Below are 23,299 nucleotides of genomic sequence, written 5' to 3' on the forward strand. Positions count from 1 at the left end.
CTACCTCCTCGAACTGGCAACAAACTCTGCGGCTAACTCCGGCTTGAGGTATAAGGCAGCCAATTGCTTAAGTTCTCTTGTAGTTATTGACTGAAAGTCGTTAACAATAGAAAGCGGCCACTGCAGCTGTTGTGGATGTCTGCTGGAAAGTGCCATAACCGCATGTAGCCAATAGCTATTATTGCGCTGCATATCGCGAATAGAAGTCAGGGTTGGTTCCAGCGCACGCTCAAGCTCCAGCTCTTCGACACCCTGCTTTCCCAACTCACCGGCTACCTCCTTGACCAACTCTGCCATGGCAAGGGCCTGGTCTGGAGAGACGGTCAATTTACTTTGTAACATCCCAAACCTTAGATGGGTCCGACTGGACTGATTGTACACAACCGGCGAGTAGGTCGCCCCCAGCTCTTCTCTGACCTTCAGGCGCAGGCGATCACCAAGTACTGAAGCCAGCAGGTTCAATCTCCTTGTTCGTGCAATATCCCAAAAATCATCTGTCTGCCAAGCAACAGTAACAAGCGCCTTGTCAATGGAACTGTTTACACGGTGCACAAATTCCTGCCCTTGGGGGAACAAAACCCTCGTGGGCTGGACCAGCGTATGCTCACTACGATTTTCCCGGCCAAAATAACGCTGCACCAGAGCCAAAGCGTTTTGCTGATCGATATCCCCGACAACGTTTATCTCTAAAGGCGCTGCAGAGAAAACCGGTTGCAGCCATTCAACCACCTGATGCAGTTGAACATCCATCACCTGGGTACGGTTTGCCATGGTATAAAAGGGATTGTCACCGGTTAAAAATTTTGATCCGACCAGCTGTCCTTGCCCTTCAACCGTGTTCTGTATCTGGTCAAACATTTTACCTGCTCGTTCTCGACTTTTCTCAAAAGCTGTCTTACGAAACGCAGGATCATGAAGCTGGGTATATACTAGCTGCAGCAACATCTCAAACTCTTCGGCCAAACTTGTGCCGGTCAGCGAGAAACTCTCAGCTCCAACTTTAAAACCAAGCTCAACATTGGTCCCCGCAAAAACTTGATTCAACTGTTCACGGGTCAAGCCACCGACACCACTCTCTCTGACCACACTTTCAGCAAGCCCGGCCATTCCTGGAGCGGGCTCGGATAATTTTCCCTGACCAAAATGAACAGCCACCTGCACCTGATGCCTCTGGTAAGGGGTTTTTTTAAAATTAATCCGTACCCCACCAGCCAGCTGGACCGTTTCCACACCAATGGTGTCGTAACTTTTCCTTTCCTGCACTCTGCCAATGGTCACCGGCGATTGCAGATAGGGGAAATGCAGCCCTTGCTCATCTTTCCAGTCTAGTGCTGCAACCCGGCTTTGGTCAGCGAGCACTTTGAGTATCTGCTCTTCAGCCTGCTCCTCGTCACTGCCCAAATCGACTGTCCCAACTACCTGTATCAAGCGACGTTCTCTTTTCCAGAGACGAGCAAAAGCCTGTTCCGCATCAACAACCGTCATAGCCTCAAGCATAGGCTTGTATAGGGCGAGTTCCTGCGCGGGTGAGAGGATAACCTCGTTACTATTGAGCTTACGAATAATTTCAGCAGCAATTTTCGTACTGCTTCTGGTCTTTGCGGTTTGTTGTTGTTTTTTTAAATAGGCAAGTATTTCTTTTTTTGCTCTCTCCAGTTCACTAACGGTAAAGCCGGATTCCATTGTCTGGCTAATGGCCTGCCGCAAAACAGATAGTCCTTCCCGCCAACGGCTATTATCGGTTGAAGCAGTAACTGTGGCATACCCCAGAGTGTCAAGAAAAACACCTGAGTACACATCCGCACTGGTAAAAGGGCTGCCGGGTTTGCGGGCAATTTTTTCCAATCGGTTGTTAAGTATAGATGCAGCCACATAGGCATGCAGCTGTTGCTGTTCCCAGGCTTTGGTGTTATCTGTGGATTGCTCGTTATATACAGTGCCGTACGATATCCTGGTGTACCCTAACTCAGGCTCATGAAGATACAGTACATCTGTCCCTTTTTCCGCCACCCTGCCGAGCTCACTGCACTCTGGTTGGACACTTCCCGGGTTGAGCCCTGAAAAATGCTTTACAACCAGCTGCTCGGCATCGTACACACGCATATCGCCAACGACCACGACCACCATATTTTCCGGCCGATACCATGCATCATAGTAGGTACGCAAATCCGCACTACCTGCCTGTAGCAGAACTTCCTCAATGCCTATGGGATCTCTTTGCGCTGCACGGGTTCCGGCAAACTCAAAATGCATTTGCTTTTTGCGCACCCTGGCAGCAACGGAATCGCGAGAGCGTTTCTCAGCTAAAATGATGCCTCGCTCCCTATTGACCTCTTCCTCCAGTAATAAAGCACCTCGAGCATAATCAGCCAAGACGAGGAGCCCCTCATCAACCATTTGCCGGTCCCCTTTGGGCAACAGCAGCTTATACACAGTTTCGTCAAATCCAGTATGCGCATTGGTATCTGCACCAAATCCCATGCCAATGGATTGAAAATATTCCACCAGCGTTCCCGGAGGATAATGGGTGGTCCCGTTAAACAGCATATGTTCAAGGTAATGAGCAAGTCCTCGTTGTTTTTCTGTTTCCTGAATCGATCCAGCCTGGACATTTAAATACATACCAACCCTTTTTTGGGGCTCATCATGGGCAAGTAATACATACCGCAGTCCATTATCAAGACGACCAAAGGTCAGATCAGGATCAGGCTGAAGATCACTCTTCTCATGGGGCCAGCTATTGGAAATACAAGGGGAAGAAGAGAGGATTTCTCTCTCGTTAAGGGATGCGCACCCGGAAAATAAAAATAAGCTGCACATGAGCAGCAAAAAAACAGATCCCTGAGGGATGGTTAACCATCTTTTTTGCTTCATGATGTCTCCTGCTGGAAAAAACATTTTTTTGAGAATAGGAAAGGGTACTTTTTAATATTAGATTTTTCGAACAAGATCAGGTAAACCCCGATTGCGGGTGCCGATCTATTGCTTGACCGCAGCCATCTGTTCGTTGCCCAAAGAATACATAATTGGTAATTTCAGCAACGCTCCACAATCTGTCCGTTCTGCATAGGGATGTGTGTACGAAGTCGGGGCTTATCAGCTAATCGGTCAGTTTGTGAACATTTGGAGCACTGCTGAATAGTTACAGTTCGGGGTAGATTGACAGTTTATAGATATTCGCTGAATGGTTACCTAAATTGGCCATAACCAAGGAAACAAGCGACTCCGATGAATTGAAAGATAAAGCCATAGCACAAATTGCTTCAACGTAATCACACCCACAGGATGATATGAATATTTCAGGTAAAAACAGCCTTGTTTTAGGAGCTTCCCGAGGAATAGGCCTGGCCATTGCCAAAGCACTTGCAGGCAAAGGGGCTTCCTTGGCTCTTCCCTGGTACGACTGGCCTGAAGATTCTGCTGCCATGTGTGCACTCTTTCAGACCGATACCGAAAAACACATAACCATCGAAACAGATCTTCGCCAGAGCGGTGATGTCATTAAATTGGTCCAGCAAATAGAAAAACAGTTTGGCCGATTGGATATCCTGATCAATAATATCGAGCGAGGTGGAATGCCTGTCATCCATGGTGCCTATCATCGCTCGGTAAACGCAGGCCAGTGGCAACGGGAAATGGAGACAACATTGTATGCAAAATGGCAAATTTTTGAACACTGCCTCCCCTTACTGCAAAAAAGCGACAATGGGGCAGTGATTAATATTTCCTCCATCGCAGCACTTACCGGACGATCAGGCCCTGCAGGTCTTTTTTTTAATGACGGCTATGCAGCTGCCAACAGGGGGATACAGTCATTGACCCACACATGGGCCCGTAGATGTGCACCGAAAATCAGAGTCAACGAGATCATGCTCGGTTTTTTTGACACCCGACACGGGCCGGGAACGCGAGGCTGGAAAGAACTCAGCAAAGCCGAGCAGCAAGAGCTGCTGAACCATACTCTTGTCGGGCGAACAGGCAGGCCGGAAGAAGTAGTGGCAACTGTTCTCTATCTGCTTGAAAGTGCTGATTATATGACAGGGGCAACCATCAGGCTGGATGGAGGATACATGCTCGGAGGAGAGGAAGTGCCGGAAATGCCGCCAGGCGTGATTTAAATAAATGATGCTCTAAATAATCACCTCGTCCAGCAACAGACGGCAAGGCTCCTTAACAAACGCTTTTAACCTGGATATTTTACATATCCAGAGCCCACTCTGGAATCCTATGCAGGATATACTCGGTGAGTTTGGCTTTAGAGTCTTCATCGCTTTTGGTAATACCCACATCCTGCATCACCTCGTCATAGTCAAACCAACAGATTTCCTTGTTGCCCTGGTTATAAACGGTCAGGATACGATGATCAGGACGATGAATATCCTCCTCCTCTTGAATCGCCCCAACAAGTCTCGCGGCTTCATCATACGGTAAGAAACGGACTTCTTCGCTCATGAGGACCTCCATACATATTCAAAACGGTCAGTACATCAATACGGCACAGGTGCCAATAAAAAAAGGCGAGAAGAGTAACTCCACTCGCCCTACAATACAAAGGCTTTACTAATCAAGCAGGTTTAACGACAGCACCAGATCTGATACATCGGGTACAGGCATTAATACGTACGGTGCTGCCATCTTTGGTGACAGTTCTTACCCTCTGCAAATTAGGAAGCCAGCGACGACGGGTTTTGTTATGGGCATGACTAACATTATTGCCTGTAACAGGACCTTTGCCACAAATTTCACATACACGGGCCATGATATATTCTCCTAAATCAGGTGTTCAAATTTCACAAACTTTTTATAATAACGGCATTACTTAAAAATGCAAGAGAATTCACCATGCAAATAAAAGAAGTATTAGGCAGATTGCTCACAGACACAGAAATGGAGGCCATGATATGGAGCTACGACCGCATCGGGGACATTCTCATAACTATCATCCCTGAATCACTGAAAAAAAAAGAAAGCCTGATAGGAGAAGCTTTACTCCGGGCCCATCCTTCCATTCGGGTGATCGGCAAACGGACAGGTATACACCAGGGAGAATTTAGAACACGTGGACTGCAAATAATTGCCGGTGAAAACCGTAAAGAGACACTGCACAAAGAAAACGGTATCCTGCTTTACCTGAACCCGGAAACAGTTTACTACTCAGTCCGAATGGCCGGAGAACGCCTGCGCCTGGCAAATCTGATCCAACCGGAAGAACGAATAGCTGTATTGTGCTCTGGTGTGGGGCCGTTTCCCCTGACCATGGCAAAACACAGCAAGGCCCGATTGATTGTCGGCATAGAAAAAAACCCTGTAGCTCACAGCTTTGCCCTCAAAAATATACAGCTAAACAAAATGAAAAAGAGGGTTCGTTTTTACCGGGGAGACGCAACTCAGATCCTGCCGGCATTGCCCCGGCAATTTGACCGTATTGTCACAGTCCTACCTACAGCCGACCCCTCCATGTTTGTCAACTTGTGCCTTCCGTCATTGGCGGCCAAAGGAACGCTGCACCACTATGCCATGGTCAACCAGGGCGACAAGCAGACGGTAAAAAAACAAATCATCCGCACATGCAATGAACATGCAAAAAAAATCTCAACTATCACAAGCCACCGTTGCGGGCACTGCGGCCCACGAACCGATCGTTTCTGTTTTACGGTCCGGTTCTCATAACCAAGACATCAACCAATTTATTGTTCGAAGCTTGACGGTCAAGGTGTCCTATCAGGACTTGACCATATCCCACTTTGTAGGGTATTATCCGCTGCAAATAATAAAAAAATTGCACTCATTTAGCATGTACTTTATAGAGAGATCGCTCGGAACTGTTCAACAGCACCCCAACCCTCCACGATCTGCCCGCTCAGCATACAGATGTATCGAAGCCGGAGAACACCCGCTAAACTGTTAATTTTGTCAATATTTAGGCGCTGCTAAACAGTTGTAGTTCGCAATCGATTGACAGTTCTTTGATCTTCGCTGAATGATTATGATCGCTCTTCCCCGTAAATAATGCTCAATTCGCTCAAAGGAAAAACATGTCCCAAAAAGGTTCACAGGTAAAAAAACAAACACTTTACATCAGCATTGCCACGTCCTTGCTCATCGGGTTTGTATGCGGCGTACTGTACAGCGCCCTGCAAACACCTTCTTTAATGTCGACAGAGGAACACACCCACGATCAAGCAACAGCGGCCATAGAATCTCTTGAACAACAAACCAGTAACAATCCGGATGACAGGGAGGCATGGGTTAAGCTTGGTCACGCCTATTTCGATTCCGATCAGCCAAGCAACGCAATCAAAGCGTACAGAAAAGCTCTTGAGCTTATGCCCGGAGATATGAACGTCATGACCGATCTTGGCGTCATGTACCGGCGCAACAAGCAACCAAAGGAAGCCATTGCCATCTTTGACAAAGTGTTGCAGCAGGACCCGAACCATGAACAAGCTCGTTTTAACAAAGGGGTTGTCCTGCTTAGTGACCTTGATGACAGGAAAGCTGCGATTGTCGAATGGAAAAAGCTCGTCGTTATTAATCCTCTTGCCGCGACACCCTCCGGCACTACGGTCAAAGAACTCATCCTGCAACTGGAAAATCAAGCCCAAGAACCCTAAAAGCAGCTACGCTGTTCACACCCCATGTTAAAGCGGGAAACGAAGTAAACAATCATCTTTGTTTGCCGCTTTAACACTTTATCAGCATCCGATTTACTTTACTTACAGTTACTCTTGGCACCCTCTTTTGCTACTCCATAAGCACTTACAGGCGCAACAATACCATACCCCTTTTCACCTCTCTTAAAATTGTTCGCTCTTGACAGCTATTTTCATCGTCTATATAGTCAATGGTTCTCTGTTATCAAAGGTAGAGAAAAGGTAAACACAGATATATATTCTGCGTTTCCAAGGTAGTCGCTTCATCCACTGGTGATGTTACATAACCGCACCCTGCAGGCAACAAGCAACCCACAGCAAAGAGGAAAAAATGAGTAAAATAACAGGCTCTCAGGCAATCATACAATGTCTGAAGGAAGAGGGCGTTGATCTAGTCTTTGGGTATCCAGGTGGTGCTGTTATTGAACTCTATGATGAACTGTGCAAGACTGATATCAAACATGTACTGGTTCGTCATGAACAGGGAGCGGTACATGCTGCAGACGGATTTGCCAGGGCTACGGGCAAAGTAGGCGTTTCCATACTCACCTCCGGACCTGGCGCAACCAACGGGGTCACAGCCATTGCCACTGCTTACTGTGACTCTATCCCGCTGGTTGTCCTCACCGGTCAAGTACCCCGAGCACTTATTGGTAACGATGCCTTTCAGGAGGTTGATATTGTCGGCATCACCCGCCCCTGTACCAAACATAATTATTTAGTCAATGACCCGGAACAACTGGTTCCCACCCTGCGGGAAGCCTTTTACCTGGCAGCGTCAGGACGTCCCGGCCCGGTACTGGTCGATCTCCCAAAAGATGTGATAGGCTCATTGATTACGTATCCGAAAAAAGAGCAACCAAAAATGCAGACCTACCAGCCCAATGTGGAGCCGCATCCCGGCCAGGTGGAAAAAGCATGTAAAGCCTGTCTCAACGCCAAAAAACCGGTACTCTATGTTGGAGGTGGGGTTATCCTCGCCAATGGCAGCAAAGAATTAACGCAATTTGCCAGAAAGCTCAATATTCCGGTTACCATGACCCTTATGGGACTTGGCGCCTTTCCAGGGACCGACCCCCTCTCTTTAGGTATGCTGGGCATGCATGGTACTTATGCTGCAAATATGGCCGTTGCAAAAAGTGACCTGCTCATTGCCGTTGGCTCACGATTTGACGATAGGGTTACCGGAAAACTCGAAGCCTTTGCCCCCAATGCGGAAATAATCCATATAGATATCGACCCCACCTCGATTAGTAAAAATGTTGATGTCGACATTCCCATTGTTGCTGACTGCAAGCAGGCATTGCAGGCAATGAACAGCTGGTTTGAGAGCCATAATGCATTTGATGCGGACACCTTTGCCGCTGGAAATCAACCCTGGGTTGACAGAGTTTTAGAATGGGACAAGAAGCATCCCCTTTGCTACCACGAAGAAGGTGACATAATCAAACCCCAATTCGTGATTGAAAAAATTAACGAGCTTACCGGCGGTGATGCCATTATCACAACCGAGGTGGGTCAGAACCAGATGTGGACGGCTCAGTTCTATAAATTTAACCATCCCCGTCGCCTCCTCACTTCCGGAGGATTAGGCACCATGGGATATGGGCTTCCTGCCGCCATTGGCGCACAATTTGCCTTCCCGGATAAACCGGTGTTTGACATTGCCGGTGATGGCTCTATCCAGATGAACATCCAAGAGCTGGCAACGGCAAAACAATATAACATGCCTGTGAAAGTAGCCATTTTAAACAATCAGTACCTTGGAATGGTCAGGCAATGGCAGGAACTCTTTTACAACCGGCATTATGCATCAACCGTAATGGACCATGCACCGGACTTTGTTGAACTGGCTAAGGCCTATGGTGCCGTCGGCCTGAGAGCAAAAATAAAAAGCGAGGTGGAGCCGGTAATAAAAGAAGCTCTGAGTACCAACAATGTGGTTGTCATGGATTTCTCGGTCAGCCGTGAAGAGGGGGTATTCCCTATGGTTCCTGCTGGAAAGCCCACCACAGAAATGCTTTTGGTATAATAAATAAGCAATCCTGCAGCTCAGCAAGCCGCTTGTGCATTATCGCAGGTAGAACTGCAACTACAGTGTCAAGAATCAACAAGGAGCAACACCCTAATGAAGCATACCCTTTCCGTCCTTCTACGAAACAAACCAGGAGCACTATCCCATGTTACCGGTTTATTCAGTGGTCGGTGCTTTAATATAGAAAGCCTTTGTGTTGCCGAAACAATAGATCCTGAAGTGTCCTGCCTTACTCTGGTAACTCGTGGTAAGGAAGGAGTCATTGAACAGGCAATCAAACAACTCCACAAGCTCATTGATGTCATCAAGGTAACAGACCTCAACGAAAAAGATTTTGTGGAAAGAGAAATGGTTCTCATCCGGGTTAAAGCAGATGCATCAAGCCGGGCAGAGGTGCTTCGCATCATCGACATTTTCCGTGGCAAGGTAGTTGACGTCAGCGCCAATTCCTATACCGTAGAAGTGACGGGCTCTGAATCCAAGATCAAGGCGGTAATCGATATTCTTAAGCCCATCGGCATCAAAGAGATTATCCGCACAGGTACCGTTGCCATGGCTCGCGCCCCAAAATCAAAATGATGCGCGTTCAGAAACATCCAGCCTGGTGCTATCGACAGAAAACATTTTTTCTGGTGAAGTTATGAAACAAACGACTATTCCTATCCACCCTGAAGGATACCCTTTCATTCTTTTCAGCGGTTTTGCCACTCTTATTTTTGCCCTCATTGATCTTTGTATCCCCGCACTGGGGGCACTTCTGCTCACCGGGTTCTCAACCTATTTTTTTCGTGACCCATCAAGGGTCCAGCCTGAACAAGAGGGTGCGATTATTTGCCCTGCTGACGGTAAGGTGATTGTCGTGAACGAAACCGAGGATACCCGTTTTCTTGATGGCAAGGTTAAAAAAATCAGTATCTTCATGAATGTGTTTAACGTACATGTTAACCGAATCCCCATCAGCGGCACGGTCAGCAGCGTTACTTTTCAGCCTGGAAGATTTTACGCAGCTGATAAAGACAAGGCTGTACTCCACAATGAATATGCTGCAGTTACTGTTAATACGCCCAGCCAGCACCAATACTGTGTAGTGCAAATTGCAGGTTTAATAGCACGGCGTATTGTTTGCCAGGTAACCAAAAATGACCCGGTTACTGCCGGTACACGATACGGGCTTATCCGATTTGGCTCCAGAGTTGACCTGTATCTCCCCCTTGAAGCTGAAATAAGCGTCAAAGTAGGAGATAAAGTCAAAGCTGGAGAAAGTTTGCTGGGTATTTTAGCATAGCCTTGAGTCTTCTTTTCCACTGAATATCCGGTCACTCCTCCCATGCGAATAACAGGCGGCACCGTCCGCGGTCGAAAACTGGCTGCTCTCAAAGGTGCCGGAGAAATCATCAGGCCAACCAGTGACCGCGTTCGCGAAGCCCTGTTCAATATCCTCGGTCAAAAACTTGTTAACAGCAAAATCCTTGACCTGTATGCGGGTACTGGTGCCCTGGGCATTGAAGCGCTCAGTAGAGGTGCCGAGCTGGTTGTCTTTGTCGATCAATCAAGAGAAGCGGCACAACTTATCCAGGCCAACCTCCAGACCTGTTTCCCAAAGCCAAAAGCCTCATTTCTCCATCAACGGTTACCGACCCCGCATATTCGCCGGCTGCTTGATAAAAAAGTATCCCCAAAAATAACCTTTGATGTCATCTTCATGGACCCACCTTACAGGCAAGGGCTAGCCGAACATACGCTGCACATGATCGCAGATGCACATTTACTTGCTCCAAAAGCAGTGATAATTGTAGAAGAGCATCGAAGCGTGGAACTGCCCGAGCACATCGGCACGCTACTCCAAAAAGACCATCGTCAGTACGGAGAAACAGCCATTTGGATCTACGATACCACTGCAGAAAAACGGGGGAACAACACAACATGAGCCAGGAACAACATCCGCAATCGAAAGACCGCACCTCTTCTTCTACAGTAGCGGTCTACCCAGGAACCTTTGACCCCATTACCAACGGTCATATTGATATCATCAAACGAGGACTCCAGCTCTTTGACAAAATCATCATCACCATAGCTGTCAATTCGCAAAAACAACCGCTGTTCTCCCTGGAGGAGAGAACACTACTCATTGAACAATCGTTCAAAGACATGGATGGCCGCATTGCAGTGGACTATACCGACGGCTTGATTGTTGATTATGCCATGCAGCAAAACGCCGCTACCATTATCAGGGGATTACGTGCCATTTCCGACTTTGACTACGAATTTCAACTAGCCCTCATGAACCGAAGACTACAGCGTAAGGTGGAAACCGTTTTCCTGATGACTGGTTTTCGCTGGATATACATCAGTTCCACCAGTATCAAAGATGCTGCTAAATGCCAGGGGAATATTACCGGTTTAGTACCGGAGCATGTGGAAAAAGCCCTCAAGGAAAAATTCAGCTGATGTCTGTGACGCAAGCCCCCCGCCCTCTTCCTCCTAAACACTCTCGCAGGTCTCTGCTAATCAGATTGTTCAACTGGTCTGCAGCTGCTGTCGCCCTTTCTCTTCTCTACCCTCTCTTGAAATACATCCGGTTCAGAGTTAAGCCAAAACCTCGCTATGTAACGGTTAACGGCCCCTTGCCCCTGAGCGGGTATCATGCAGAGCGTGATTTTATTCTCTTTGCAGACAGCGAAAATGCCGTAGCGGTATCACGAACCTGCACCCACCTTGGTTGCAGAGTGAATTTTCTGGAAGACCAAGACGCTATCGAATGCCCCTGCCACCAAAGCAGGTTCACCCGCCAAGGCAAACGAATAACCGGACCTGCAGAAAAAGACCTGCCATCCTACGCAGTGGAAATCAAAAAAGATGCCGCAGGGGTAACCACTCAATATGTGGTTGAGCTCATATGAGCGGGCTTGACAAAAAGAATATTCTTCCCGCTATCAAGGCTGCTGTTCTCGGCAATCGTTGGGGGGGACAGTCCTTAATCAGTTTATACATTTCCCTTGTTTCCGGTATCATCCTCGCCTTGCAGTATGATGCAGGTGAAGCCTTTTACTCCACCGCTACCATTGAGCTTATAGTTCCCTTCGGAAGCTTCTGGAGAGGACTCCACTACTATTCAAGCCAGTTCTTTTTTCTTCTCTTACTCGGCCATGTTCTCACCATTCTCTGGAAACAGGAAGACCTCATCCCCCGCAAAAGCTGGATTCGGCTCTGCTCATCGCTACCAGCAGCTCTGCTCCTCCTTTTTACAGGATATGTCCTTCGTGGCGACGCCACAGGCGAAGCTGCAGGAGCAATCGCGGAAAACCTCTGTCTTTCCATCCCTCTTATCGCTGAATGGATCAATGATCTGTTTTTTGACATACAGGATAGCGGCTTGAGAAAGGTTTACATGCATCACCTCATAGGTCTGGTCGCTATGGGTGCTTACGCGTTGTGGCCTCATTTGAAGCGCTATCCGGCCCTGTGGCGCAACCATGTTTTTCTCATCCTCAGCACCATAATGATTGCTGTCTTTCTAGCCACACCTTCAGAACCGGACAAAATCGGATTGTTGCATATTGCGGGCCCCTGGTTTTTCCTGGGATTACAGGAATTACTTCGTTATATGCCTGCGTTTGTTGCTGGGGTCCTCCTGCCTCTACTGCCTATGGTTCTCCTCTATCTGTTGCCCGGAGACGTTTGCAAACGTAAGGGGTATATATGGGGAATTGGACTTTGGTTGCTGGTATACGGAATAATATCAATAGTGAGCTATGTCAGAATTGCAACCAGCTGAGAAAGCGCATTGATCACCATATCCGGATGTTCATCACTTAACGCCAAATCATCTGGCCACAACCGTAAAGAACGGGTATCACCTGCAAAAAGGACGGTCTGCCACCCTGCCCTGTTTGCAGGATAGATATCTTTTCGCATGTCATTACCAACATAGAGCACGTCCTCCGGGGCAATGCCTTTGTGCTCCAACCTTCGATTCATCTCTGTAAAAAGCTCAACAGCAGGTTTCCCTCTTTTTTCCTGATATGACCATATCAGGAGTTCTTCATCAAATCCTGCTTTAGCCAGTGGCTGCTCAAGGACCATCTCCAACAGCAGAGGAGTATAAAACTGTGCATTAGAAAGAACCCCCACCAGCACATCGGATCGAGACAAAAAAGACAACACCTCAGCAAGTCCAGGCATAGGCCAGACAGGATTAACGCGGCATTCGTAAGAGAGCGCTGCCAGGCGCAGCATACTGGCGCTGAATTCGGTAAAGCCCAACCGCTCGACCACCCGGTGCCAGATATCAAGAATATCTATTTCCGGGTACACTACCCCTTCGGCCTGTCTTTGGCGGCGAACCATCTGCACAGTCTCCTCCAGAACGCCTTCAGGAAGATAAGATGTTTTTTTTAGTTGCGTTAAAAAACCCGCATCCACCAGCGCCTCACGGAAAGAAAATTGATTTGCAGAAGCAGCATCTGCTCCGACATCACCGGCTGCTGAAGAAAGCAAAGTGCCGTAAATATCAAACACAATTACTTTTGCATTGGCAGGGAAAAACGAAACAGCATGCTTGGTGGGCACTATGGTCAATGGCGTCAGCAATCGATGCAACAACCGGCGTTCTGCAGCACTGCCTCGCATGGCCTAGTCCACTCGCAGCAGGTGTAAACGTTCCGGCGCCAGGAAGTGATCCAACAAAATTTCACCTTCCAAAGCCTCAACCGAGGAAACAGCCGAGGAAGCGACGTGCTGATAGAGCCTGAAAAGTACTTTTCCATACTCTTTGAGACTGTAGGCACGCTTAAGGATCGCACAGTTATGGGATACAACAGAACTACTATTTTCAGGTCGTGGCAGACATGACGGTTCCAACTCCATACTGTCAGCTCCATTTTTTACAATCCGCCTGATAACTCTTTCCTGAAACGATTCGTCAAGCCTACCAAAATCAACCCTATCATTTACAATCCAGGCAGCACGCAGCCGCTCCACATCTGCCAATTGCGGCGTACGGCCATACGCAGCCATGCTGTGTTCAAGCCCTTTCCACCCTGCCTCTATCACTTTATCCTCTCCAAGCCAGCGCAAAGGCACATCCACCCTGTGATACCCCCACGGCAGTTTCACTCCAGCCAGACAAAACTCATGGGTTATCTCTTCAAGAATGCGACCAGTAACCGGTCGCCCAATCAACCATGGCTCCAGAAAAGCCATACCAAAACCTTCAGCAACACTTGTCGTTACCAGTGCGTCAGCCTGCCTGAGCATGGTAACAAAACTGAGATCCTTGGTAGCCCCCATTTCAAGTTCTACCGGTAACTCCAGCTCCAAAGCGAGTGCTTTCCATCGTTCATAGCGGGGCCGCTCCAAGGGATTATCAGGTCCCAGGGTAGTGGCAAACCGTTGCTTTTCAGGCGCAACGGCTGCCCACAACAGGAACTCGCCAATATTTTTTCGCCGAATGCCACGCGTGGGATAGACCCACAAATATTCCTCTTGTTGCCGTTTCTCTTGAGGATCAGCGCATTCCAGATGGAGATCCACTGGATTAGGGAGCAGATGCAGGCATGAAGGATCGCCGCCGGCACATTGTATAAAGTTATAATCCCTTTTGTTGAGCAGTGCATAATGGACATGAGTGGCGCGTGGGTAAAGTTGAGCAGAGAGCTTTGCAACCTTTCCTCCTGCCATCTTGTTGAGCATCAACCGGTAATTTGCCGGTCGCCCGTCCTCAGCAAAATCGTGTATCTGCAAGAGCATCGGATGTCCCTGCTTGACCAGCCTGATCAAAACACTGGGTAAGACGGTACTCTTCCCCAGACTGTGATTATGTACATGCCACAGATCAGGCATACCGCCAAGGGCATCACAGGCGGCTTCAACCATTTGCGTATACAACTCGGTGGCTGTAACACGTGGTCGTTCCTGTTCATATTGCAACCCCTTAACCACTTTCCACGCACCGCTAAAGCCCGCTGGAGGGTGTTTCCCGGTTATAACAACCGTCTGCAGCGGCTTATCAGCCAAAGCAGCTAATCCATTTTCAATAATCCTGGTAACACCGCCTGGCTGAAGATGATAATGCACTATCGCTACCCGCATACAGCTACGACCCGATCACGGGATATCGCAGCCACACCATAAAATTTGGCCGGCTCTCTTTCATTGTACCCTCTTGTATTTTCCAGATCTTGAAGCGCAAATCATCCGGTTAGTGTTGCAAGTGAAAAAATTTCTCCTGATACTCTTCTATCTCCTGCATTGCAGGTCGTTCCTCTTCGACAATTTCGTGAATTATCTGCTCATAATGACTCTCACGAACCTGAAACTGGCGAAGATTCATGGTCAACTGTGGCAGATCAACAACCATCCCGTTTGCATTCAGCCTTTTGATAAAGGTTTGCAGAATTCCAAAAGCCATCTTACCAAGATCCCTTATCTCCTGATGACGGTGAACCCTTCTATCCAAGTCCGTCTGGGCAAACGCCTCTAAGCCATATTGAGTATACACATCTATGAGATGCGAAGTTTCTACCCCATAGCCGATGGGAAAGGGTATTTTTTCCAATATCTGCCTGCGTACTGCATACTCGCCGGAAAGGGGCTGAATAATGGCTGTCAATTCAGGGAAAAAAAGTGAAAAAAGTGGCCTGACCAGTATTTCCGTAACTCGGCCGCCACCCGATGACCGTATTTCCTTGGAAAGCGCAAGGGGGCGATCATAAAAAGATTTCACATATTGCACCTCTGGACGGTAAATCAAAGGCGCTACCAGTCCATAAACAAATCGTGGATGAATATTACTTATATCAGCATCAACATAAACAATGATATCGCCTGTTAACTGGTAAATTGCTTTCCACAGGTTCTCCCCTTTGCCCCGCTTAAATCCCTGTTCCGGCAAGATGTCTGCCGAGGAATAGACATCTGCTCCAAAAGCACTGGCCACTTCCAGGGTCCTATCGGTGGATCCGGAATCGATCACAGCAATTTCATCCAGTAAAGGGTAACGGTCCTGTAATTCCGACTTAAACAGCACCACCTCTTTACCAATGGTTTTTTCTTCGTTAAGCGTTGGAATACAAAGCGAAATTGTCAGGCCAAGCGCTTCTTTTCTCTTGATGAGCCTGAGTAGATCCCAAAACTGGCTGTGATGAAACGTATTGCTTTCAAGCCAAGTGGTAATGTTATGCACAGTCACCTCCATCTATGCACAGCAGCAGCCCGATAATCTGGGCGAGCCCGGTAAGCATGGGTTCAATTTCTATATACTCGTCGGCATAGTTTAAATTATCACCATTAGATACTCCGAGGCATACAGCCGGAATATCATGCTCAAGGTATGGTGAGATGGTGGAGGAATAAATCAACGCCTTCGCCTGAACCCCTATGGAATGCATTATTTTTCTGGCCGCGATGACCAGAGGATGAGAGCCGTCAAGCCCGCCGGATCGAGTGCGGGCGATAACTTCAAGATAAGCAGACACTCCTTTTGTCTTTGCCGCTTCATCGAGCATGTTGAGAATTTGTCGATTAATAGCATTGACTTTATCATCGGCATCACTGCGCAGTTGGAATCGCAAATGGGCAGTGCGAGCTGGTAATTTATAGGTGGCCCCTCCCCGTATCGAGCCCAGCACAAGAGCCGTATTTGTCTGCGGGCACAACTCTATCTGTCTCAGTTGGCTGATCAGAGAATTGAGAATTTCAATTGCACTTAAACGGCACAGCTTTCGATCGACATGACAAGAAATCATACCGCCAAGCGATGCCATGGATCGGTAATGCAGTCTACCAAGCGGGCACCCTTCCACAACAATTCCTGTTGTGATAGGGATGGTAGAGTTACTTAAAAAAAAACGTATTCCCTGCTGATCACCCTGCTCAAGGCTTCTGGTGGGAGCCAGGAGCAGAAGATCACTTTGCAGCTTGATCCCCAAACCTTCCAGCACGGTTGGCAAGGTTGCCAACACTGCCAGCCCCAATGAATTATCCGCCACCCCCGGCCCGCTGATTATTCCCGGTTCGATGGTAAAGCTATGATTATCATTGGCCGCAAAGGGAGTGTCGGCGTGGGCACTCACTACAATAGTTTTATCGCCTCTGGTTCCGGGCATAATGCCCATGCCATTGCCGACCTCGTCACTGGAACAGCTCTGCAAGCCGCATTCGGTAAAACGCTGTTTGATAAAACCAACCCTTGCCTCTTCACCAAATGTCGGCGCCGGGATCTCCCCCACCATCACCACATTGGCAAGCAGCATTTCACGATACGGCTCCAACTCGGCGGCCAACCCCGGCATCCTGGCAAGCTGTCTAAAAACCTCTTGCGCTCCGTCCATTATCGTTGCTCCTGGGCAATCCTGCCGTAATCATCCTCCAAGCGCTCGATATCATCTTCTCCAAAATAGTCACCAAGTTGTACTTCGATGAACACCACATCAACTTTACCGTCATTCTGCACTCGATGTATATCGCCAAGGGCGATGTCAATGGCTTGCCCCGGCCCAAGGGTGATCAAATCGTCATTACGGGTCACCACAGCAGTACCACTTACCATCAACCAATGTTCCTGCCGATGCTTATGCCGCTGCAGAGAGAGGCGATGCCCCGGTTTAACCACAATACGCTTGACCTTATGGTCTGCTTCATCTGCTAATATAGTAAAGCTCCCCCAGGGGCGATGATCGGTAAGTTGTTCATAACTATCGGTGGTAATTTTATCCATTGCTCATCCTCATCGTTTCTACACTGAAAAATGACCTCACCAAATAATGCCGACAACAGGTTTTCAAGACAACTTTTCCAACCAGAGACACTGGTAAGGTTCCACCAACATCTCAGCTGGGCACTCTTTTTCTGAAATATGATCTTTGAAATATCGTGCTTGCGACTCTTTCATAAGAGTCTGCATGTTCAGTGGCTGTTGTTGACCAGTAACGTTATGGACACAAAACAAAGGAGAGCCTCCGACGGGCAGACGACGGAAAACGAACAATCCATCATCAGCTTCCAGTACCACTTGCAGAGCGTCCGGATGAAAAGCTGCCATTTTTGCTCGTATACGCAACAGCTCTGTATATTTATTGAAAATAGTAGCAGAAAGGCTCGCCGGGTCAGCTAACAGCTTTCGCAGGCCCTCATCTTTCCATCGCCCCCGGTTCACCCTTCGCTTCATGCCGGTTTCATCGACCCCTTTGCGATCATTACGCCCCCCTGTCAGTGAATGAAAATAGATTGCAGGTATCCCACGCATTCCCAGCATTATTATCTGCGAACAAAAAAAACGAAGAACCTGCCATTCAAGATCATCGGATCGGGCAACATCCTGCATGGCATCAAAATAGGTGATATTGAGTTCATACGGCTGTTCTTTTCCGTTTTCTCCGGTACGGCTTGAGACGTAACCTCCGCATTGCCGTACACTCTCTGCCAGATCATCTATTTCCTCCTGGGTCAACAACCCCTCAAGTGGACGGACACCGATACCATCATGGGAAGCGGTAAAATTTAAAAACGTACAGCCCGGTGGCGGCGGTGATAAAGACTGAGCCCACCGGGTAAGATAACGGGCTGTTCCGGCTTGAATAGCATGGACAAGAAGCGGGGCCAAGCTGAACTGATAGACGATGTGAGCTTCATCGCCTGCTCCGAAGTAGCTGACATTTTCCTTATGGGGCAGGTTCGTCTCAGTGAGCAACAAAGCTCCGGGAGTAACATTTTCCACCACATCACGAAATAGCTTCACCACTTCATGGGTGTACGGATGATTAATACATGGTGTACCGATTTCCTTCCACAAATAGGCAATTGCATCCAAACGAATAATTGCCGCGCCTCTGTTGATGTAGCCGAGCAGAATATCCATCATCTCAAGCATCACATCCGGATTGGCAAAATCCAGATCGATCTGATCGTCACTAAAGGTTGTCCATACCTGTTTTTCTCCTTTCACCGTGGTCACGGATGTGAGCAAAGGTAATGCCCTAGGCCTGACCACTTGGGAGAGATCTACCCCAGGTGGGACTTCAATAAAATACTCCCGCGCAGGAGCAACGGCCCCACGAAAATCATCAAACCATTTTGATTTACTTGAAACGTGATTTAAGACAAGGTCAAACATCAAACGGAATTTCAGCCCCAGGCATTCCACATCACCCCAGGTGCCTAAAGCAGGATCTACCTGCCGGTAATCGACAACCGAAAACCCATCATCAGAACTTGATGGGAAGAAAGGCAGAATATGTATAACAGTGACAATGCCCTCCAAAAAATCACCGGCAAACCGTTCAAGAGTTACCAACCCCGGCTCGTCAGGCTTATGCAGCATATCACCGTAGGTAATAAGAATACAGCTATGCTCATCCCAGCAAGGACTATCAAAACTGCATCGCTCTTCCAGGTAGTTATAACGTCCGGCCACCAAGGCAATTCGTTCAAGCAGCCGATCAACCTGCTGTTGACCGTACAGCTTTGCAAGGCGAGGGCGTAGAGCTTCCTTAAACACATTGGTCAGACGCCACATAATTTCCTCCCGTTAACGTACCGGTATACTTACGATAACCTATGCCCTCAACTGTGAATTAAAAAATATTCGTCACCAGATGCCGTAGGCAATATTATTAATCAATGTCTGCAAACAATATCGCAAGATAGGATATCCATAGTATTGCTTTGCCAGAGCATAATTATGGGTCACCATCTGTTCACAATACTCTGCATCGTCCAAAAGGCGTACTGCCTCTGTAACAACGCTACGATTGACAAATCCATCCATGACAGGCACCTTGAATCCTTTGGGCTCAATATCACGGACCCATACCGGATAGCGATTGACAATGATAGGCACCTTAAAATAAAAGGCCTCCAGCAGCGCATTACCAAACCCCTCGTAAATAGAGGGGTACATCACCAGGTCTGCATGAAGATACAGATCATGGAGGACGTACATTTTCTCACCATCACTATTTATATGCCGCCGGTCACCGACCCGGTGGCCGAAAAAACGAACATCCACCCCTTCCGACTCCGCCAGTTCGGAAATTTGCTCAGGATAGTCACTGCCCTCGTCACCGGCTGCGTGAGAGATAACCAATTTACAGCGAGGATTCTGCAACCGCTTGACCAGGGCAATGGAATGTTCAATACCTTTTCGGGGCACAATTCGGGTAGGCTGGAGGATCAACTTATCTTCAGGGTCAAGGCCGATCTCGCTTCTCAAATCCTGACTATACGCATCAGCGGGTTCCGGAGGGTTGCAAAAATCAAAAACATTGGGCACAAGCATGGAAGAAATGCCTTTGCGCAGGGCCAATTCCTCTCGGGCGGATTGATTAATCACCACATGTTGCAGCTGAATATCCTTGGGCGGGAAACCCATGTCCAAAAAATCGGGCACATTATTGACTTGAAAACGACTCCGCTCCCAAAAAAAATCGTGATGATGGGCAATGGCCGGCATGGTTGTCTCGGCCAGAAATTCGGTTATGGCCAGTCCAAGAGGAAGGTGCATGGGGATGGTAAGTGCATTCTGCACCAGCAGGACTGAAATATCGAACTCCTGGACAAAGTCATACAAGGTGCCTTTTATGTACTCGGCCAAGTCATGGATACGTCTGGTTACTTCAGGTGGACGATGGCTGTGCCCCCAGATCCGTTGATTGATCCATTCATTTTCCGGGTGGCCAAAATAGGTCTCCGGAATACACATGGATACACCACCGCTTCGATCAAGAACACCTCCATACCAATAGCTGGTGTGCGCATCCCGCCACAGCACCTCAGCCCATTTGGCCGACTCCAATGAGACACCATCTGTTCCGGCAAACCGGGTGGAAATAAATCCGACTCGTTCTGGCATATCCATGTCCGTTTAAGCAATGGGAGATCACCTGCTGCAGACGGATCAGCACGCGACACGGTTCAACATGTTGATACTCCATATTATTATACGTTCTTTCCCGTCCAAGTCAATCACTCCCAGAGCCGTAGGACACGCTCCAGACCATTTTTATTACCAAATACTTACATCACTTTCAGGTAAACTGTTTTACTGTTTTTTCAAACTGCTGCTGCTTTCGACTCAATGCTTCAGTTTGACGGCACAGAGACGAGAAAACCCCTTGTCCTAATACATAAATCAATGTAATTTTAGCCGTTAATGTCACCTTACCGAGATGATCCCTATGACTGAAAAACTTGATTGCAAACTCCTCGTTTTTGAAGACGACCCGAATATCCAGACCATGCTGCGGACCTATTTCCGCAATCAGGGGGCAGAAGTCATAACAGCAGATAACGGCAAGGATGCTTACCAGCGCATTACCGCCACCCAGCCCGACGTCATTTTACTTGATGTAGTGATGCCGCACCAGGACGGCCTCTCTATCCTTAACGAGATGCGTGCAGCAGCGGTGGAAACACCAGTCATCATTCTCACTGACAGGAACCGTGTGGATGACAAAGTCAAGGGACTGGAACTCGGAGCAGATGATTATCTTACTAAGCCATTCAGTCTGCGCGAGCTGTCTGCCAGGGTAAAAGCTCAGTTGCGGAAATCTGCTAAAAAGGAAATAACCATGGCTGCCGGTATACACATCGGTCCGTTGCAGATAGATACCCAGGCACGAGAAATTTCCCGGGACAATGGAAAAAAAGTGATGCTTACCAAAACCGAGTTCGACCTGTTTGCCTATTTGGCGACCAGACAAAAAACGGTCGTAACACACAGAGAACTCCTTCAGGAGGTGCTGGGCTACGATCCCGATATCGAAACCAAGGCACTGGTAATGCATGTTGCAAATCTTCGCAAAAAGCTGGAGAGCAGCAGTCCCAATACCATCGAAATCTTGGCTGTCCCAGGAGTTGGGTACAAACTGTCTGCAGTGAATTAACAGCTCCGCAATAATCGCCCAGACAACCTTCCGACCTTTTTTCACAGTAGACCACACCATGAACAGACAGGAAAAAAATAGACGTAACCATTTGCTTCAACCACTACTGCTCTCCATCTTTCTTCTGGCTGTCTGGCTTCCGCAAACGAGTATTGCAAAAGACATGCTGGTACCGCTTCATGTCAAAAGCGGTACCAACCTCATTCACCTTGCTCGCGATTATTGCCATCAAAAAAGCGACTGGAAAACTATTGCCGATATTAACAAGCTCAGGCCACCTTATCTCATCCGTGAACAATCAACCCTGAAAGTACCTCTTTCCCGCCTCAAACACAAAACACTGAAGGCAAAACTGGCTACAATGAGAGGAGAGGTCAACATCGTTGACACAAACGGAGAAACAATCCCAGCAAAAAAAGGAACACTCCTAAGCCCGGGGCAAACAGTGGTTACAGGAGACAGTGCCTACGCCCATATTATCTTCCCGGACCACCGCTATCTGAACATGGAACCCAATTCAAAGCTGACATTCAACTACCTCATCGGTCTGGTCGACCAAACGGTTAAAATCGATTTTACGCTGCACAATGGAAGAATTTTCAACAAAATAATACAGCGGTTACAGCCAAACGACAGTCATCAGATCCGTACACCCATTGCCATCACCGGTGTACGCGGCACCGAGTACCGAATAAAAAACCAAGAACAGGCGAGCATCTTTGAAACCCTCACCGGCAAGGTGAATGTTGGTGCCGCCGGCGCAGGCATCACGTTGCCGGCTAACCAGGGGAGCAGGGTGCAACCTGGTGCTGCTCCGGAAGAACCCAGGCCATTGCCATCTCCTCCTGTCCCGCCGCTCCTTAAGCCAATCTTTCGCGTACTTCCTGCTGTGATACCCGCTCCAGAACATCTGCAGGCTGAAACACTTCGGATGCGAATCACTGCCGATAATGCAGGCTTGACAACCGTAAAAGAAGTGTATTGTTCCCCAGACGAAGCATTTGTCATAGACTCGCTTCCGGACGGTTCGTACTACAGCTTTTTCACGGCCATCGACAACGAGGGCTTTGAAAGTCTTGCCAACGGCCCTCTGCCGCTTACCATCCGAACTATCCCCTCGGCACCAGTAATATCCAGCCCAAAGGAGGGCCGGATATCTTGGGACAAGCAGATTACAATTACATGGCTAAAGGGCGAGCAGGTCGATCGTTTTTTCTATCAACTGGCAACTGACAATGCGTTTAAAAACATTGTTGTAGAGCAGGAAACAACAACCCCATCCCTGACCACTCCAGAGCTTGAGCCTGGCGACCATTATTTCCGGGTACAGGCTATCAGTCCAGACGGATTTGTTACGCTGCACTCGCCGCCGCTTTCATGGAAAATGGCAGCACAACCAGAAATGCAAAGTGCCACGACCACGGCTTCTGAGCCACTCGCTCTACGTTGGTCTGCCATGGCTGAAGAATGTACCTATGATCTGCAGATAGCGGAAGACAGACAGTTCACGACTCTACTACTTGACAAAAAAGCGATTACAACCGCTAGCTACGAAGTACAAAAACATCTACTCCCAGGAAAGTATTTTGTACGTATTAGAGGCGTGCTCAGTCCTGAAGCTATTGGTCCATGGACAGCCTCACAGACACTGGAAATCAAACGAGACCCACTTGGCTGGAAAGAAGCCATGATCGGAGTGATAATGTTGGGTATCATTCTTCTTTAATGAT

General features: G+C 48.1%; 22 protein-coding genes. 12 read left to right on the top strand and 10 right to left on the bottom strand.

Features of this window, described 5'->3' with window-relative positions:
- On the bottom strand, positions 1-2,874 hold the full coding sequence (locus ACHZCY_RS00575) for a M16 family metallopeptidase (RefSeq protein WP_319547466.1): 2,874 nt from the start codon (positions 2,872-2,874) through the stop codon (positions 1-3).
- A gap of 416 nt (positions 2,875-3,290) precedes the next feature.
- Between ACHZCY_RS00575 and ACHZCY_RS00580 the strand changes: the two genes are divergently transcribed.
- Positions 3,291-4,118 (top strand): SDR family NAD(P)-dependent oxidoreductase, encoded by an 828-nt coding sequence (locus tag ACHZCY_RS00580; RefSeq protein ID WP_319547467.1) that lies wholly within the window; start codon positions 3,291-3,293, stop codon positions 4,116-4,118.
- A 79-nt stretch (positions 4,119-4,197) separates the two neighbouring features.
- Here the strand turns inward: ACHZCY_RS00580 and ACHZCY_RS00585 are convergent, their stop codons facing one another.
- Positions 4,198-4,452, bottom strand: coding sequence for a hypothetical protein (locus tag ACHZCY_RS00585; RefSeq protein ID WP_205220606.1), 255 nt, complete (start codon positions 4,450-4,452; stop codon positions 4,198-4,200).
- A 112-nt stretch (positions 4,453-4,564) separates the two neighbouring features.
- Positions 4,565-4,759: a 50S ribosomal protein L28 gene (gene rpmB, locus ACHZCY_RS00590; protein ID WP_205220607.1), complete on the bottom strand. Its 195-nt coding sequence runs from the start codon at positions 4,757-4,759 to the stop codon at positions 4,565-4,567.
- An 83-nt stretch (positions 4,760-4,842) separates the two neighbouring features.
- Between rpmB and ACHZCY_RS00595 the strand changes: the two genes are divergently transcribed.
- From ACHZCY_RS00595 to ACHZCY_RS00635, 9 genes are all read left to right on the top strand, one after another.
- Positions 4,843-5,670, top strand: a complete 828-nt coding sequence (locus ACHZCY_RS00595) for a class I SAM-dependent methyltransferase (protein WP_319547468.1) — start codon at positions 4,843-4,845, stop codon at positions 5,668-5,670.
- A gap of 365 nt (positions 5,671-6,035) precedes the next feature.
- Complete coding sequence (locus ACHZCY_RS00600) at positions 6,036-6,614, top strand: tetratricopeptide repeat protein (RefSeq protein ID WP_319547469.1); 579 nt, start codon at positions 6,036-6,038, stop codon at positions 6,612-6,614.
- Between the two features lie 370 nt (positions 6,615-6,984).
- The gene (ilvB, locus tag ACHZCY_RS00605) at positions 6,985-8,685 is read left to right on the top strand and encodes a biosynthetic-type acetolactate synthase large subunit (RefSeq protein WP_205220610.1); all 1,701 of its coding nucleotides are present in this window, start codon (positions 6,985-6,987) and stop codon (positions 8,683-8,685) included.
- A 96-nt stretch (positions 8,686-8,781) separates the two neighbouring features.
- Positions 8,782-9,267: an acetolactate synthase small subunit gene (ilvN, locus tag ACHZCY_RS00610; RefSeq protein WP_205220611.1), complete on the top strand. Its 486-nt coding sequence runs from the start codon at positions 8,782-8,784 to the stop codon at positions 9,265-9,267.
- A 61-nt stretch (positions 9,268-9,328) separates the two neighbouring features.
- Positions 9,329-9,973 (top strand): phosphatidylserine decarboxylase family protein, encoded by a 645-nt coding sequence (locus ACHZCY_RS00615; RefSeq protein WP_205220612.1) that lies wholly within the window; start codon positions 9,329-9,331, stop codon positions 9,971-9,973.
- 42 nt (positions 9,974-10,015) lie between these two features.
- Positions 10,016-10,615, top strand: coding sequence for a 16S rRNA (guanine(966)-N(2))-methyltransferase RsmD (rsmD, locus tag ACHZCY_RS00620; RefSeq protein WP_319547470.1), 600 nt, complete (start codon positions 10,016-10,018; stop codon positions 10,613-10,615).
- A complete protein-coding gene (coaD, locus tag ACHZCY_RS00625) occupies positions 10,612-11,136 on the top strand; it encodes a pantetheine-phosphate adenylyltransferase (protein ID WP_205220614.1) in 525 nt (174 codons plus the stop codon). Before rsmD ends, coaD begins: the two co-directional genes overlap by 4 nt.
- Positions 11,136-11,588: a ubiquinol-cytochrome c reductase iron-sulfur subunit gene (locus ACHZCY_RS00630; RefSeq protein WP_319547471.1), complete on the top strand. Its 453-nt coding sequence runs from the start codon at positions 11,136-11,138 to the stop codon at positions 11,586-11,588. The genes coaD and ACHZCY_RS00630 overlap by 1 nt, the downstream gene beginning before the upstream one ends.
- Positions 11,585-12,463 carry a cytochrome b N-terminal domain-containing protein gene (locus tag ACHZCY_RS00635; protein WP_319547472.1) on the top strand — a complete coding sequence of 293 codons (879 nt, stop codon included), beginning with the start codon at positions 11,585-11,587 and terminating at the stop codon, positions 12,461-12,463. The genes ACHZCY_RS00630 and ACHZCY_RS00635 overlap by 4 nt, the downstream gene beginning before the upstream one ends.
- Here the strand turns inward: ACHZCY_RS00635 and ACHZCY_RS00640 are convergent.
- The 7 genes from ACHZCY_RS00640 to ACHZCY_RS00670 all read right to left on the bottom strand — a co-directional run bounded on the left by ACHZCY_RS00640 (position 12,439) and on the right by ACHZCY_RS00670 (position 20,536).
- A complete protein-coding gene (locus tag ACHZCY_RS00640; RefSeq protein WP_319547473.1) occupies positions 12,439-13,317 on the bottom strand; it encodes an HAD family hydrolase in 879 nt (292 codons plus the stop codon). The two genes, ACHZCY_RS00635 and ACHZCY_RS00640, sit on opposite strands and share 25 nt — an antisense overlap.
- Before the next feature lie 3 nt (positions 13,318-13,320).
- The gene (locus tag ACHZCY_RS00645) at positions 13,321-14,778 is read right to left on the bottom strand and encodes a glycosyltransferase family 4 protein (protein ID WP_205220618.1); all 1,458 of its coding nucleotides are present in this window, start codon (positions 14,776-14,778) and stop codon (positions 13,321-13,323) included.
- A gap of 109 nt (positions 14,779-14,887) precedes the next feature.
- Entirely contained in the window at positions 14,888-15,871 is a 984-nt protein-coding gene (locus ACHZCY_RS00650) for a glucosyl-3-phosphoglycerate synthase (RefSeq protein WP_319547474.1), read from the bottom strand.
- A complete protein-coding gene (locus ACHZCY_RS00655) occupies positions 15,864-17,018 on the bottom strand; it encodes a zinc-binding metallopeptidase family protein (RefSeq protein ID WP_205220620.1) in 1,155 nt (384 codons plus the stop codon). The genes ACHZCY_RS00650 and ACHZCY_RS00655 overlap by 8 nt, the downstream gene beginning before the upstream one ends.
- Complete coding sequence (locus ACHZCY_RS00660) at positions 17,018-17,404, bottom strand: phosphomannose isomerase type II C-terminal cupin domain (protein ID WP_319547475.1); 387 nt, start codon at positions 17,402-17,404, stop codon at positions 17,018-17,020. The genes ACHZCY_RS00655 and ACHZCY_RS00660 overlap by 1 nt, the downstream gene beginning before the upstream one ends.
- A gap of 63 nt (positions 17,405-17,467) precedes the next feature.
- Complete coding sequence (locus ACHZCY_RS00665) at positions 17,468-19,201, bottom strand: sugar phosphorylase (RefSeq protein ID WP_319547476.1); 1,734 nt, start codon at positions 19,199-19,201, stop codon at positions 17,468-17,470.
- 72 nt (positions 19,202-19,273) lie between these two features.
- Positions 19,274-20,536, bottom strand: a complete 1,263-nt coding sequence (locus tag ACHZCY_RS00670) for a glycosyltransferase family 4 protein (RefSeq protein ID WP_319547477.1) — start codon at positions 20,534-20,536, stop codon at positions 19,274-19,276.
- A gap of 325 nt (positions 20,537-20,861) precedes the next feature.
- Between ACHZCY_RS00670 and ACHZCY_RS00675 the strand changes: the two genes are divergently transcribed.
- Positions 20,862-21,569 (top strand): response regulator transcription factor, encoded by a 708-nt coding sequence (locus ACHZCY_RS00675; protein WP_319547478.1) that lies wholly within the window; start codon positions 20,862-20,864, stop codon positions 21,567-21,569.
- Between the two features lie 58 nt (positions 21,570-21,627).
- A complete protein-coding gene (locus tag ACHZCY_RS00680) occupies positions 21,628-23,295 on the top strand; it encodes a FecR family protein (protein ID WP_319547479.1) in 1,668 nt (555 codons plus the stop codon).
- Positions 23,296-23,299 lie beyond the last annotated feature (4 nt).

Origin of the sequence: Desulfogranum marinum, from assembly GCF_963675105.2 — a bacterium.
GTDB classification, from domain to species: domain Bacteria; phylum Desulfobacterota; class Desulfobulbia; order Desulfobulbales; family Desulfobulbaceae; genus Desulfogranum; species Desulfogranum marinum.

Bases quoted from the DNA above. Each gene is read 5' to 3' on its own strand.
- ACHZCY_RS00665 (WP_319547476.1), bottom strand. From the start codon at position 19,201: ATGTGGCGTCTGACCAATGTGTTTAAGGAAGCTCTACGCCCTCGCCTT.
- rsmD (WP_319547470.1), top strand. From the start codon at position 10,016: ATGCGAATAACAGGCGGCACCGTCCGCGGTCGAAAACTGGCTGCTCTC.
- ACHZCY_RS00670 (WP_319547477.1), bottom strand. From the start codon at position 20,536: ATGCCAGAACGAGTCGGATTTATTTCCACCCGGTTTGCCGGAACAGAT.
- ACHZCY_RS00580 (WP_319547467.1), top strand. From the start codon at position 3,291: ATGAATATTTCAGGTAAAAACAGCCTTGTTTTAGGAGCTTCCCGAGGA.
- ACHZCY_RS00595 (WP_319547468.1), top strand. From the start codon at position 4,843: ATGCAAATAAAAGAAGTATTAGGCAGATTGCTCACAGACACAGAAATG.
- coaD (WP_205220614.1), top strand. From the start codon at position 10,612: ATGAGCCAGGAACAACATCCGCAATCGAAAGACCGCACCTCTTCTTCT.
- ACHZCY_RS00600 (WP_319547469.1), top strand. From the start codon at position 6,036: ATGTCCCAAAAAGGTTCACAGGTAAAAAAACAAACACTTTACATCAGC.
- ACHZCY_RS00640 (WP_319547473.1), bottom strand. From the start codon at position 13,317: ATGCGAGGCAGTGCTGCAGAACGCCGGTTGTTGCATCGATTGCTGACG.
- ACHZCY_RS00630 (WP_319547471.1), top strand. From the start codon at position 11,136: ATGTCTGTGACGCAAGCCCCCCGCCCTCTTCCTCCTAAACACTCTCGC.
- ACHZCY_RS00575 (WP_319547466.1), bottom strand. From the start codon at position 2,874: ATGAAGCAAAAAAGATGGTTAACCATCCCTCAGGGATCTGTTTTTTTG.
- rpmB (WP_205220607.1), bottom strand. From the start codon at position 4,759: ATGGCCCGTGTATGTGAAATTTGTGGCAAAGGTCCTGTTACAGGCAAT.
- ACHZCY_RS00675 (WP_319547478.1), top strand. From the start codon at position 20,862: ATGACTGAAAAACTTGATTGCAAACTCCTCGTTTTTGAAGACGACCCG.
- ACHZCY_RS00615 (WP_205220612.1), top strand. From the start codon at position 9,329: ATGAAACAAACGACTATTCCTATCCACCCTGAAGGATACCCTTTCATT.
- ACHZCY_RS00645 (WP_205220618.1), bottom strand. From the start codon at position 14,778: ATGCGGGTAGCGATAGTGCATTATCATCTTCAGCCAGGCGGTGTTACC.
- ACHZCY_RS00655 (WP_205220620.1), bottom strand. From the start codon at position 17,018: ATGGACGGAGCGCAAGAGGTTTTTAGACAGCTTGCCAGGATGCCGGGG.
- ACHZCY_RS00680 (WP_319547479.1), top strand. From the start codon at position 21,628: ATGAACAGACAGGAAAAAAATAGACGTAACCATTTGCTTCAACCACTA.
- ilvN (WP_205220611.1), top strand. From the start codon at position 8,782: ATGAAGCATACCCTTTCCGTCCTTCTACGAAACAAACCAGGAGCACTA.
- ilvB (WP_205220610.1), top strand. From the start codon at position 6,985: ATGAGTAAAATAACAGGCTCTCAGGCAATCATACAATGTCTGAAGGAA.
- ACHZCY_RS00660 (WP_319547475.1), bottom strand. From the start codon at position 17,404: ATGGATAAAATTACCACCGATAGTTATGAACAACTTACCGATCATCGC.
- ACHZCY_RS00635 (WP_319547472.1), top strand. From the start codon at position 11,585: ATGAGCGGGCTTGACAAAAAGAATATTCTTCCCGCTATCAAGGCTGCT.
- ACHZCY_RS00585 (WP_205220606.1), bottom strand. From the start codon at position 4,452: ATGAGCGAAGAAGTCCGTTTCTTACCGTATGATGAAGCCGCGAGACTT.